This is a genomic window from uncultured Planktomarina sp., from assembly GCA_943788425.1.
GTDB lineage: Bacteria > Pseudomonadota > Alphaproteobacteria > Rhodobacterales > Rhodobacteraceae > Planktomarina.
The window spans coordinates 37,287-49,949 of sequence record CALSQF010000004.1; the positions used below are offsets into that span (position 1 = coordinate 37,287).

Below are 12,663 nucleotides of genomic sequence, written 5' to 3' on the forward strand. Positions count from 1 at the left end.
CCTCTGGTTTATGAGTTAAGAATATAATGCTGGCCGCCTAAATGCGTGTATTCAGTTGGGCCGGGGTCATAATCGAGCGGATGAATAGGGGAAGGGATCGGTTTACTTTCAAAGTCTGCCTTCAAGGTTCTTTGGCGCGGGTCTGCTACGGGTACCGCTGACATAAGCGTTTTGGTGTAATGATGTCTGGGGTCCTCGAAAACTTCTTGGCGCGTGCCGATCTCGACGATCCGTCCCAAATACATGACTGCAACGTGATGGCTGACGCGTTCAACCACCGCCATATCGTGGCTGATGAACAGCATGGAGATACCAAGCTCGGCCTGCAGCTCTAACATAAGATTCAAGACCTGCGCTTGAACGGAGACATCCAGCGCGCTGACGGCCTCATCGGCAATCAGAAGTTTGGGGTTTAATGCCAAAGCGCGGGCGATGGCGATGCGTTGGCGTTGGCCGCCGGACAGCTCATGGGGAAAGCGGCGCATGAAGGCGCGGGGCAATTCGACCCTATCGAACAACCCTGCCACGCGATCCATTAATTCGGAGCCCTGAGCCATATTGTAATTCTTCATAGGCTCAGCGACCTGGTCGGCGAGGGTCATTTGGGGGTTCAAGGATGCAAAAGGGTCCTGAAACACCATTTGCATATCACGCCTCGCTTCGCGCAGGCCGGCCGTATCTAGCGCCAAAACATCTGTTTCACCCAACTTAATGGAGCCTGATTGCGGCTTCTCCAAACGTAGAATTGAGCGGCCACAGGTCGATTTTCCGGACCCGGACTCGCCAACCAAGCTGAGGGTGGCACCTTTCTTGATAGAAAACGAAACATTCTCTAAAGCATGCACCCGTGCAACGGTGCGGCGAAAAAAGCCCCCTTTTACGCTAAAGCGCGTGGTTAGATTGCGCACATCGAGCAGGACTTCCTCTGTGGGGGGAACCGAGCCTATGAGCGACTTTTCTGGCTGCCCAATTAAGCTGAGAGGCTTGGGGGTGGGTTGGCCACGCATTTCACCCAGCTTGGGCACAGCGGCGAGTAAGTTTTGTGTATATGGGTGCTGCGGGTTCTCAAAGATATCTTCTACGGGGCCTTCTTCGACTTTCTCACCGCGAAACATCACCACAACGCGATCGGCCATCTGTGCCACCACGGCCATGTCATGGGTGATGAACATTACAGCTGTGCCAGTGTCCTTTTGGAGCTTATTCATCAGCCCGAGAATTTCAGCCTGAATAGTGACATCCAGAGCGGTGGTTGGCTCATCTGCAATCAAGAGCCGGGGCTTGCAGGCGAGCGCCATTGCGATGACCACCCTTTGGCGCATGCCGCCGGATAATTCATGTGGATATTGACCCAGCCGGCGCTCCGGTTCGGGAATTCGCACTTGTCGCAACAGTTCAATTGCGTGGCTGCGGGCGGCTGCCTTGCTCAGGCCCATATGCAGCCGCAGACCTTCCGTAAGCTGCCTCCCTATCGAAAAGACCGGGTTGAGGGAGGTCATAGGTTCTTGGAAAATCATGCCAATCTCGCGGCCACGAATGGCGCGTATGTCTTTGGGGTCCACCGTGCGCAGATCAATCTGTCCGGCAGCGCCACGGTCGAACAATAACCGTCCATCTGAAATTTTCCCACCGCCATATTCCACGAGGCGCATGAGGCTGAGAGATGATACAGATTTGCCTGAACCGCTTTCGCCAACGATGGCTACAGTCTCGCCGGCTGCGATGTCAAAGCTCACCCCTTTTACAGCTTCGACTGGCCCATCTTGGGTTTGAAACTCCACTTTCAAGTTTTCAAAGCGCGCGATCGGATGATCTAACATCAAAACCTCATTGGGTAATCGTTTATATTTTCAGAGCATTAAACACAAATTTCCAAGCTGTGTATTTGCTCCCATAGGGGTTATTCTGCGTTTGGCACTGGTACTTGTCTAGTTAAATCTAGTTAAAAAATACTTGATTTTTTCGGTCAAGCCGGTTGTTGATGAGTTCATGACGGGAATGCGGACGGTATTTTTCATTTTTCTGAACAAATTCGAAAAGAAATTTGATCAAAATTGAAAATACTTTTTGAAATAAATTTCCATCAAGAATATTAATCAGGGAGAGAAACATGAAACATATTGCACTCATGTTCGGATCAGCAGCGCTGGTCGGGATGAGCACAATGGCGGTGGCCGATGGCCATGAAGCCCGCGGAAGAGACGGCGAAGTCAAGATCATTTATTGGCAAGCGCCGTCGATTCTAAATCCATTTTTGTCTGGTGGCACAAAGGATGTGGAAGCAGCATCTTTGGTTATTGAGCCATTGGCGCGCTATAATGAAAAAGGTGAATTGGTGCCTTGGCTCGTGGACAATGTTCCGACCGTGGCCAATGGTGGCGTTAGCGCAGATCTAACCTCCATAACCTGGAACATTACGCCTGGTATCACGTGGTCTGATGGCACGCCCTTCACCTCTGCAGATGTGAAGTTCACCTATGAATATTGCACCGATCCCGAAGGTGGCTGTGCGCAGGTGACAAAATTCAATGGTGTAAGCTCTGTGGAAACCCCGGATGCTCAGACCGTTGTGGTGAATTTTGAACAGCAAACACCCTTCCCGTATGGACCCTTTGTGGGTGGTGAAAGCCCGATTTTACAAGCGGCGCAATTTGCCAATTGTGTGGGGGCAAAGGCATCGGAATGCACCGAAGAAAACTTTAACCCCGTCGGCACAGGTGCATATGTAGTCGATGAATTCCGTCCGAATGACGTGATTGTTCTGTCGGCGAATGACAACTACCGTGAGGCGGGCAAGCCTGCCTTTGCCAAAGTAACCTTCAAAGGTGGCGGTGATGCTGCTGCTGCCGGGCGCTCGGTGATGGAAACTGGTGAATATGACTACGCTTGGAACCTTCAGTTGGCACCGGACGTAATTGCTCAAATGGAAGCTGCTGGCAAAGGTACGCCTGTAGCGGGCTTTGGTCCTTTGGTTGAACGCATCATGCTCAACCACACCAACCCAGATCCAGCGCTGGGCCCGGATGAGCGTGCGGTGATTCGTCCGCATCCTTACCTTCAAGATCCTGCGGTATACAAAGCCATGTCCTTGGCGATTGATCGGGAGCTTTTGGTGGAAATAGGCTATGGCAAGGCGGGCAAAGTGACTTGTAACTGGGTGCCTGCGCCAGCGGCGGTGAACTCAAACACATTCGATTGCTCGACCCAAGATATCGCTGGTGCTAATGCGATGCTTGATGCGGCTGGTATTGTGGACACCGATGGTGACGGGGTGCGTGAAAAAGACGGCGTGCCGCTGCGCATGACCTATCAAACCTCGACAAACGCGGTTCGTCAGGACTTCCAAGCTCTGATCAAACAGTGGTGGAGTGAGATTGGTATTGATACAGAATTGCGCAACATCAGTGCCTCTGTTTTCTTTGGTGGCGATCCTGGATCACCTGATACATTCCAAAAATTCTATGCAGATTTGGAAATGTACGCCAATACTTTCAACGGCACAGATCCACAGTCCTATCTCGCTAACCTTCTGTGTGACAAAGCGCCGTCGCCTGCTTCACAATGGCAGGGTGAGAATATCTCGCGCTTCTGTTCAGCGGAATATGACGCTTTGCATGAGCAATTGGCCACAACAGCCGATGCCGGTGAGCGCGCATCCATTGCCCGCCAGTTGAACGATATGGCCGTCTCCGAAGGCGCGATGATCCCACTTGTTCATCGGGGCAGATTGTCTGCCCATGCCAATACTCTGGGTGGTGTTGTCTTGAATGTTTGGGACAGCGAACTTTGGAATGCTGCCGATTGGCATCGTTTGAAATAAATTTTGCAGCGCCCTGCCTTGGGGTGGGGCGCCCATTTGCAAACTGTTTTTAAGAAAATGAGCTAAATCGCCGATGCTAACATTTACCATCCGTCGTCTTGTCCTCGCGGTTCCGACGCTTTTGTTCATTTCTCTTGTGATATTTTTATTGCTGCAATTGGCCCCAGGCGATCCTATGGCACAGGTGCCTTTGACCGTTCCGCCAGAGGTCAAGCAACAGATGCGCGAAGCGCTTGGCCTCGGCCAGCCGATCCATATTCAATATTTTAAATGGATCATTCAGTTTTTTTGGATAGAGCCGCTGAATGGCATTGATGCACTTTTTGGCACGGGCTTGGCAGAAGGAAAGCTCAGAGTTATCTCTTGGCAAACTCGCTCGCCGGTGATTGACATTGTGATCCAGCGCTTGCCGCAAACGCTTTGGGTTGTGGGTGTGGCCTATGTGGTGGGTATTCTTATCGCGTTGCCGATTGGAATAATATCTGCGTACCGGCAATATTCCATCTTCGACCAAGCCGGGACATTCATCACGATGATCGGGTTTTCCGTGCCTCCATTTTTTTCTGGGGTTTTGGTGATTGTGATTTTCTCGGTGCAGCTGGGTTGGTTCCCGTCGATCTACGATACGATGCATGTGGTCGATGATTGGGCCAGTTTTAAAGTGCAGATTTGGCAGATGTTCCTGCCCGTCATGGTTCTTGCTTTGCAGATCACCAGCCAAATCAGCCGCTTCATGCGCGCTTCGATGCTCGACAACCTTAGCCACGACTATGTGCGCACCGCCCGCGCCAAGGGGTTGAGCGAAGCCAGCGTGGTGTTGGTTCATGTTCTGCGCAATTCCATGATCCCAGTGGTGACGGTGATCGCCCTTGGGGTGCCGTCAATTTTTGGCGGCGCGATCATTACTGAGCAAGTCTTCAAGGTGAATGGCATTGGTCAATTGCTCATCACCGCCATTCAGGCCAATGATTTGCCGATGGTGCAAACCTTGACCTTCATTTTCGCAATTTTAATCGTGCTGTTCAATTTGATTGCCGATATGCTTTATGGCCTTTTAGACCCAAGGATCCGCTATGACTGAGCTATCCGATCCCCTCGATATCAACCGCCCGCCTTCCAATCGTTGGATGGAGGTTTGGCGGCAGTTTCGCGCTCACAAAGGTGCGATGGCCGGAGCTGTGGTCTTTGGGTTCATCATTTTGGGTGTATTTTTGGGGCCTTTCGCCTATCCACATGACGCCCAATACCTGCCGTCTGGACGGGATTTTATCACCTTACGGGACACGCGGCCGATCTATGTCGCGCTTTGGGATCCGAGCGCGAAGGTGAATTGGCACTATGTGCTGGGCACAGATAATTTGGGTCGGGATAATTTGGCGCGGTTTCTGTCCGGGGGGCGGGTGTCAATCTCTGTTGGTTTGACCGCGATGATCCTATCGATTGTTCTGGGCACCTTTGTCGGGCTGATCGCAGGTTTTTTCCGGCTCTGTGACGGCCCTCTTATGCGCCTGACAGATCTGTTTTTGGCCTTGCCTATTTTGCCTTTGATCTTGGTGGCCTCCGTATTGTTTCGCGAAAGCTTGGCCCTGTCGCTTGGGCCTGAGATGGGCACGTTTTTACTCATCGTGGGGCTGATTGGGTTGACCAGTTGGATGCAAACGGCGCGCATTGTGCGAGGGGATGTTTTGGCGCTTAAAGAGCGGGAGTTCATTCTTGCGGCCCGGTCAATTGGCACCACGCCGCGCAATCTGATTTTGAATCACATCCTGCCCAATGTCATGTCACCGATTTTAGTGTCAGCCACTTTGGGAATCGCCACGGCCATCATTACTGAGAGTGCCCTGTCGTTTCTAGGGTTTGGTTTCCCTCCAGATTTCCCGACCTGGGGTAAATTGCTCAATGACGCGGTAGACCGGATGACTCTCTATCCAGAGCGCGTTATCTGGCCGGGGACTTTAATTTCTTTGACGGTTCTTAGTGTGAACTATCTTGGAGACGGTCTCAGGGATGCACTGGATCCGCGCAGTCGCAGCCGCTAGAACAGAGAAGGCGACTGCCTGCGTGGCACGGTGAGGGGTTGTCATTCAGTGTCATTGGGTAAATGGGGTGTAGACCTGCGGAAGTCATAAGGGATCAAATATGTCTGTCATCGTCTCCGTTCAAAATGTTCGCAAAACATATGATGGTGGGTTTGAAGCCTTGAAGGGTGCGAGCCTGGATATCCAGGAGGGGGAAATCATTGCATTATTGGGACCGAATGGTGCGGGAAAGACAACCCTAATTTCCACGATTTGCGGCATTTCTAGCCTGACATCGGGCGCAATCACGGTCGCTGGAATGGATATTGCCTGCGACTACCGCAAGGTGCGCGCGATGATTGGCTTGGTGCCGCAGGAAATCGCACTTGAGCCGTTTGAGACGGTGATCAACTCGGTCCGCTTTTCGAGAGGTTTGTTTGGCAAGGCGAAAAATGAAGCATATCTTGATGAAATTCTCAAAACTCTTTCTTTGTTCGACAAGAAGGAGTCCAAAGTGATGGCGCTGTCTGGCGGGATGAAGCGCCGGGTCCTGATCGCAAAGGCCTTGGCGCATGAGCCAAAGGTTTTATTCTTGGATGAGCCAACAGCGGGCGTGGATGTGGAGCTGCGAAAAGATATGTGGAACACGGTGGCCAAGCTGAAGGGACAGGGCGTCACCATCATTTTGACCACCCATTACATCGAAGAGGCAGAGGCGATTGCTGACCGTATCGCAGTGATCAACGGCGGTGAAATTCTTTTGGTTGAAGACAAAGCCGCATTGATGGCGCGTATGGGCAAAAAACAAATTCGCATCGAATTGCTGGAGCCTGTGCCAGAGATCCCGACCAAGCTGGCCCCCTATGGGCTCGAGCTGGCACCCGATGGTGCAGGCCTCACCTATACCTACGATATCAATGCCGAGCGCACCGGCATAACTGGGCTGCTCAATGATTTGCAGGCCGCCGGTCTGCAAATGCGTGATGTACAAACCCAGCAATCGAGCCTGGAAGATATTTTCGTCGATTTGCTCCAGGAGGATGGAGTATGAATTTTCAAGCAATTGCGGCAATTTACACATTTGAGATGGCGCGTTTTTTCCGCACGCTTAAACAATCCTTCATCTCTCCCGTTCTGTCGACCAGTCTCTATTTCATCGTCTTCGGCACCGCCATTGGCAGCCGAATGGAGGCGGTGGATGGTGTGGCCTATGGCGCTTTTATTGTGCCGGGCTTGATCATGCTCTCGGTCATGACACAGTCTATCTCCAATGCCAGTTTCGGGATTTATTTTCCAAAATTCATTGGGACTATTTATGAACTGCTGTCAGCGCCGGTGAATTTCCTTGAGATTGTCATCGGTTATGTAGGCGCCGCGGCGACCAAGAGCCTGTTTATCGGGTTGGTCATTCTTGGCACAGCCTACCTATTTGTCGATTTGGATATTCAGCATCCGATCGCGATGATGAGCTTTTTGCTCCTGACTTGCCTGTCGTTCTCGCTCTTGGGCTTTATCATCGGGATTTGGGCGGGAAACTTTGAACAACTCAACCTCGTGCCCATGCTGGTGGTGACACCTTTGGTATTTTTAGGCGGATCCTTTTATTCGATTTCGATGCTCCCGGAATTTTGGCAAACCGTCACACTCTTTAACCCCGTGGTCTATCTCATCTCAGGGTTTCGATGGGCGTTTTTTGGAACAGCGGATGTGGCAATTGGCATCAGCCTTGGCGCAATTGGCCTGTTTACGCTCGCGTGTATGGGCTTCATTTGGTGGATTTTCAAAACAGGATGGCGCATTCGCAGCTAAATTTTGTCGCCTGCCTTGTTCCAGGGCGCGTGGTGTCTTATTTAGCACATATGAAACTGAAAAATCCCTTTCGCCGTGACGTCAATACGGTTTGTGTTGTGCGTTTGAACGGTATGATCTCCACGGGCCGCGGTCTCAACGATGCCAGTCTGGCTCCAGTGTTACAAAAAGCCTTCGCCAAGAAACCTGCCGCCGTGGCCTTGGTGATCAATTCGCCGGGAGGCAGCCCGGTGCAATCATCGCTGATCGGCGCGCGCATTCGGCGACTGGCCGAAGAGTTTGAAACGCCGGTCTATGCTTTTGTTGAAGATGTGGCAGCTTCTGGTGGCTATTGGCTGGCGTCCAGTGCGGATGAAATCTATATCGATGCCTCCTCGGTTGTCGGATCCATCGGTGTGATTTCCTCTGGATTTGGTTTGAACCAATTTATCGAAAGACATGGAGTTGAACGCCGCGTCCATACGGCGGGCAGCTCGAAATCTATGCTCGACCCGTTTCAACCGCAGAAGAAAGTGGACGTCACCCGGTTGAAATCCTTACTTGATGGGATCCATCAGACCTTCAAGGATCACATAAAAGATCGGCGCGGCGCAAAATTGGCGGAGCGTGATCTGTTCACCGGTGAGATATGGGTTGGACAAAAGGCAATCGATGATGGTCTGGCCGATGCCATTGGCCATTTGGTTCCGACCATGAAGGAAAAATTTGGCGAAAAAACCCGCTTTCGGGTTTTGGACCAAAAGAAGCACATACTGTCAAGATTTGGCATTTCTCTTTTGGGAGACATCACCCATAGCATTGAGGAACGCGCCGCCTTTGCCCGTTTTGGGATGTAGGGCATGTTGGTAAAAATTGTCACCTTCTTTCTGATCGGGATCGCCGTTTTGGCGATGTTTGGGCGTTTGCGGTTTCCCGGCCAAACGCGTTTGAAGAATGCGAAATGTGTCAAATGTGGGCGCTATAGTATCGGAAAAGGCCCCTGTTCTTGCGGCCATATTGGTCATCGCAAAGGATAAAAATTGGCTTGGATTTTTGTGGCTTTGGGTCTGGTCACCCTCTTGTTGGCTGGCGATTTTTTGGTGCGCGGTGCTGTCAATTTGGCGTTGCGGCTCGGTATTTCTGCGTTACTGGTGAGTTTGACGGTGGTGGCTTTTGGCACATCAGCGCCGGAGCTATTGATCGTTTTGTCCGCCATGGCCGATGGTGCATCTGGCTTGGCGATGGGCAATGTGATCGGCTCGAATACTGCAAATATTTTGCTGGTCTTGGGCCTACCGGCTCTGATTTTTGGACTGCACACGGCCGATTTTTTCCCTAAGAAATCATTTTCGCTTATGATTTTGGCCACGGTTTTGTTCATCGGACTTGCGTTTTTGGGGCCATTTACATGGTGGCACGGGAGCATTTTATTGGCGGTTTTACTGGGCATTTTATGGGACCAGGGGCGTAGCGCACAACGAGACAGACAAACGGTGAAAACTGCCGCTCTGTTGGCCGTTGATGAGGATGGGCTTGAAGGCGTGGATCCCACGATGCCGGGATGGAAGATTGTGCTGTATTTGGTGTTCGGCCTTGTGGGGCTTCCCATTGGGGCGCGAATTTTGGTGGTCAATGCGGAAATTATCGCCAAAGATTACGGTGTGCCGGAGACAGCCATCGGTTTGACATTGATTGCCGTTGGCACCTCTTTGCCCGAATTGGCGACCTCGACAATTGCGGCGCTTCGGCGGCAAGGTGATGTGACTTTGGGGAATGTCATCGGGTCAAATATGTTTAACTTGTTGGCCATCATTGGGATCGCAGCCTTTGTTGGTCCCATCCCGGTCGATGCGGCCTTTTTACGGTTTGACCTTTGGATCATGCTTGCTGCCGCGCTTCTTTTGGTTCCCATGGTGTTTTTCAAATTAAATTTCACTCGGATTTGGGGCGCGGGCTTGACCCTGCTTTATATGGCATATCTTTTTGTGGTACTGCTCTGAGGAGGGATCACATGCGTGCATTGGTAACAGGTGGAGCCATTCGATTGGGCCGTGAAATGGCCTTGTATTTGGCGGAGCAAGGCTACGACGTTGCGGTGCATTACGCCAAATCTGACGAAGCGGCCTTGCAGACCTGTGCGGAGATCACAGCCTTGGGACGTAAATCTGTTGCGCTACAGGCAGACTTATTGAGTGATACCGGTTCACAGCCCTTGGTTGCGCGCGCAGCCGAGGCACTCGGCGGTCCGTTGACCGTCTTGGTCAACAATGCCTCAATCTTTGAACATGACACGCTGGAGACAGCGAGCCGGTCCAGTTGGGACCGGCATATTGAGAGCAATCTGCGCGCGCCCTTTGTGCTGACGCAGGAATTTGCCAAGCAAGTGCCACAGGCGCAGGAAGATGCGGCAGGCGAGCCGATGGCTGCGGGTTTGGTCATTAATATGCTCGATCAAAGAGTGCGCAAACTGACGCCAGATTTTGCCAGCTATACAGTGGCAAAAATGGGTCTTTGGGCCTTAACTCAAACCGCCGCAAGGGGGCTGGCACCCCATGTGCGTGTCAATGCAATTGGACCTGGCCCTACAATGCAAGGGGTGCGGCAGTCGGCTGACCATTTTACGCGGCAACGCGCGGCCACCGTATTGGAGCGCGGCTCCAATCCGAGTGATATCACCGCGGCTTTAGGGTATTTTTTAAATGCGCCAGCGGTTTCTGGGCAACTGCTCTGCGTAGATGGTGGGCAGCATTTGGCCTGGCAAACGCCCGATGTTTTGGGCCTTGATTGAGCTATTTCGCGTAAAGTTGTACACTTTTGATTGGTTAAATGACCGAAAATCAAAAAAACTAATTAAATTCAAAAACTTGTCGACCGCACTTATTTTTTTACTTTATTACAGAGCTTTAGCAATCTGCATGGAAATTGCGCATTTTGAGGATTCACCATTGAAACATGGGTTTCACACATAAATTTCTAATTTACCCTCAGACTTATCCACAGAAAATGTGGATGGGTTATTTCTTGCAGTCAGCGTTATTTCGATGCAGCTGCTTCGCGAATCGCATAGATCTAAGGCTGTAATGACAGATAAAACACCGCCTTTGACAGGCCACGATCTGATTGCCGACTATCTGACCCGCCTAGATGGCTCGCCGGGGGTCTATCGCATGCTCGATCGGGAGAGCCGCGTGCTTTATGTCGGTAAGGCCAAAAACCTGAAAAATCGCGTTTCGAGTTATGCCAGACCCCAGGGACATTCGGTCCGCATCAGCCGCATGATCAGCGAAACCACTAGTATGATGTTTTTGACCACCAAGACCGAAACAGAAGCGCTCTTGTTGGAACAAAATCTGATCAAACAGCTCAAGCCGAAGTACAATGTGCTTTTGCGCGACGATAAATCTTTTCCAAATATTTTGGTCAGCCGGGAACATGTGTTCCCACAAATCAAAAAACATCGTGGTGCGAAGACGGAAAAAGGCACATTTTACGGCCCTTTCGCGAGCGCTGGGGCGGTCAACCGGACGTTGAACCAGCTGCAACGTTTCTTTTTACTGCGCGATTGTTCAGACAGTCAGTTTGACACCCGCACACGTCCCTGTTTGCAATATCAAATCAAACGCTGTTGCGCGCCCTGCGTCGGCTATGTGACCGCGGAGGACTATGCGGTTTTGGTCAGAGATGCAGAGCGTTTTTTGGGTGGGAAATCTACGCGTATTCAAGCAGAGCTTGCCCAAGAGATGCAGAGGGCCTCGGAGACGATGGAATTTGAACGGGCCGCCGCCCTGCGCGACCGGATCAAAGCGATGACCCAAGTGCAAACAGCGCAAGGGATCAATCCGCAAAGCGTGCCAGAGGCGGATATTATTGCTGTGCATATGGAGGGTGGGCAGGCCTGCGTTCAAGTTTTCTTCATCCGTGGCAATCAAAACTGGGGCAATCGCGATTACTATCCAATAGTGCGGGGCGATGTCTCGGTCACTGAGGTGATGCAGGCTTTTGTCGGTCAGTTTTATTCTGATCGTGAGCCGCCACGCATGATCTTGCTGTCAGACGCAATTGAAGACCCTGATTTGATGGCAGAGGCGCTGGGCGGAAAACTGGGCCGCAGGGTCCAGATTTCTGTGCCGCAGCGGGGAGAAAAACTGGATCTGGTGGCAGGAGCGCAACGCAACGCCCGTGAGAGCTTGACCCGACGTATGTCTGAGAAAGCCTCGCAGATGAAATTGCTCAAAGGATTGGCTGAGGCGTTTGAGCTGCCCGATGTGCCACGCCGCATTGAGGTTTATGACAACAGTCACATTCAAGGTGCCCACGCGGTTGGAGCGATGATTGTGGCAGGTGCGGAGGGTCTGCTCAAGTCACAGTACCGAAAATTCAACATCAAGGGCGATGACCTCACGCCTGGTGATGATTTTGGCATGATGAAGGAAGTTCTTGGCCGCCGCTTCAAACGGCTTTTGAAAGAAGATCCCGAGCGCAATTCTGAGGCTTGGCCGGATGTGCTGCTGATCGACGGTGGAGCCGGGCAGGTGAGCGCTGTGCGCGAGATTATGCGCGACTGGGGTCTAGAAGATATCGCCATGATCGGCGTGGCAAAGGGCGTAGATCGCGATGCGGGCAAAGAAGAATTCTATCGCACCGGCAAACCTGTGATGGCACTGCGGCACAATGATCCGGTGCTGTATTTTGTGCAACGTTTGCGCGATGAAGCCCATCGTTTTGCGATCGGCACGCATCGGGCCAAACGCGCGAAGGCCAATTTGAAAAATCCCTTGGATGATATCGATGGCATTGGTCCCAAGCGTAAAAAAGCGCTGCTGGCGCATTTTGGCTCGGCAAAGGCCGTCATGCGGGCCAATTTAGTGGATCTCAAAGCTGTAGATGGCGTGTCTGATGCGATGGCAGAGCAGATCTTTAATCATTTTCAATCCTAGGTTTGGGCGCAAAATTCGAGATTACAACGTCTTGGAAAGCGCCCAGCGGGAAAAAACTATGATGGAATACGCAAAATCCTTTCGATACCACTGGCACGCG

The 12,663-nt window shown here is 51.7% G+C and carries 10 protein-coding genes; 9 read left to right on the forward strand and 1 reads right to left on the reverse strand.

Features of this window, described 5'->3' with window-relative positions:
- Positions 1–8 precede the first annotated feature (8 nt).
- The gene (locus tag ABLW18_RS03325) at positions 9–1,820 is read right to left on the reverse strand and encodes an ABC transporter ATP-binding protein (RefSeq protein ID WP_347823450.1); all 1,812 of its coding nucleotides are present in this window, start codon (positions 1,818–1,820) and stop codon (positions 9–11) included.
- A 290-nt stretch (positions 1,821–2,110) separates the two neighbouring features.
- On the opposite strand from ABLW18_RS03325, the gene ABLW18_RS03330 reads away from it, so the two are divergent.
- From ABLW18_RS03330 to uvrC, 9 genes are all read left to right on the forward strand, one after another.
- The gene (locus tag ABLW18_RS03330; RefSeq protein WP_347823451.1) at positions 2,111–3,820 is read left to right on the forward strand and encodes a peptide ABC transporter substrate-binding protein; all 1,710 of its coding nucleotides are present in this window, start codon (positions 2,111–2,113) and stop codon (positions 3,818–3,820) included.
- Between the two features lie 73 nt (positions 3,821–3,893).
- A complete protein-coding gene (locus tag ABLW18_RS03335; RefSeq protein WP_347823452.1) occupies positions 3,894–4,901 on the forward strand; it encodes an ABC transporter permease in 1,008 nt (335 codons plus the stop codon).
- On the forward strand, positions 4,894–5,859 hold the full coding sequence (locus ABLW18_RS03340) for an ABC transporter permease (RefSeq protein WP_347823453.1): 966 nt from the start codon (positions 4,894–4,896) through the stop codon (positions 5,857–5,859). Before ABLW18_RS03335 ends, ABLW18_RS03340 begins: the two co-directional genes overlap by 8 nt.
- Before the next feature lie 100 nt (positions 5,860–5,959).
- Entirely contained in the window at positions 5,960–6,889 is a 930-nt protein-coding gene (locus ABLW18_RS03345) for an ABC transporter ATP-binding protein (RefSeq protein ID WP_347823454.1), read from the forward strand.
- A complete protein-coding gene (locus tag ABLW18_RS03350) occupies positions 6,886–7,647 on the forward strand; it encodes an ABC transporter permease (protein WP_347823455.1) in 762 nt (253 codons plus the stop codon). Before ABLW18_RS03345 ends, ABLW18_RS03350 begins: the two co-directional genes overlap by 4 nt.
- Positions 7,648–7,697: 50 nt before the next feature.
- On the forward strand, positions 7,698–8,483 hold the full coding sequence (locus ABLW18_RS03355; RefSeq protein ID WP_347823813.1) for a S49 family peptidase: 786 nt from the start codon (positions 7,698–7,700) through the stop codon (positions 8,481–8,483).
- A 183-nt stretch (positions 8,484–8,666) separates the two neighbouring features.
- A complete protein-coding gene (locus ABLW18_RS03360; RefSeq protein WP_347823456.1) occupies positions 8,667–9,626 on the forward strand; it encodes a calcium/sodium antiporter in 960 nt (319 codons plus the stop codon).
- Positions 9,627–9,637: 11 nt separating this feature from the next.
- Positions 9,638–10,414 carry an SDR family oxidoreductase gene (locus ABLW18_RS03365; protein ID WP_347823457.1) on the forward strand — a complete coding sequence of 259 codons (777 nt, stop codon included), beginning with the start codon at positions 9,638–9,640 and terminating at the stop codon, positions 10,412–10,414.
- Positions 10,415–10,706: 292 nt separating this feature from the next.
- Positions 10,707–12,563 (forward strand): excinuclease ABC subunit UvrC, encoded by a 1,857-nt coding sequence (gene uvrC / locus ABLW18_RS03370; protein ID WP_347823458.1) that lies wholly within the window; start codon positions 10,707–10,709, stop codon positions 12,561–12,563.
- Positions 12,564–12,663 lie beyond the last annotated feature (100 nt).

Coding starts and splice junctions, on each gene's coding strand:
- ABLW18_RS03325 (WP_347823450.1), bottom strand. CDS start 1,820: ATGTTAGATCATCCGATCGCGCGCTTTGAAAACTTGAAAGTGGAGTTT.
- ABLW18_RS03330 (WP_347823451.1), top strand. CDS start 2,111: ATGAAACATATTGCACTCATGTTCGGATCAGCAGCGCTGGTCGGGATG.
- ABLW18_RS03335 (WP_347823452.1), top strand. CDS start 3,894: ATGCTAACATTTACCATCCGTCGTCTTGTCCTCGCGGTTCCGACGCTT.
- ABLW18_RS03340 (WP_347823453.1), top strand. CDS start 4,894: ATGACTGAGCTATCCGATCCCCTCGATATCAACCGCCCGCCTTCCAAT.
- ABLW18_RS03345 (WP_347823454.1), top strand. CDS start 5,960: ATGTCTGTCATCGTCTCCGTTCAAAATGTTCGCAAAACATATGATGGT.
- ABLW18_RS03350 (WP_347823455.1), top strand. CDS start 6,886: ATGAATTTTCAAGCAATTGCGGCAATTTACACATTTGAGATGGCGCGT.
- ABLW18_RS03355 (WP_347823813.1), top strand. CDS start 7,698: ATGAAACTGAAAAATCCCTTTCGCCGTGACGTCAATACGGTTTGTGTT.
- ABLW18_RS03365 (WP_347823457.1), top strand. CDS start 9,638: ATGCGTGCATTGGTAACAGGTGGAGCCATTCGATTGGGCCGTGAAATG.
- uvrC (WP_347823458.1), top strand. CDS start 10,707: ATGACAGATAAAACACCGCCTTTGACAGGCCACGATCTGATTGCCGAC.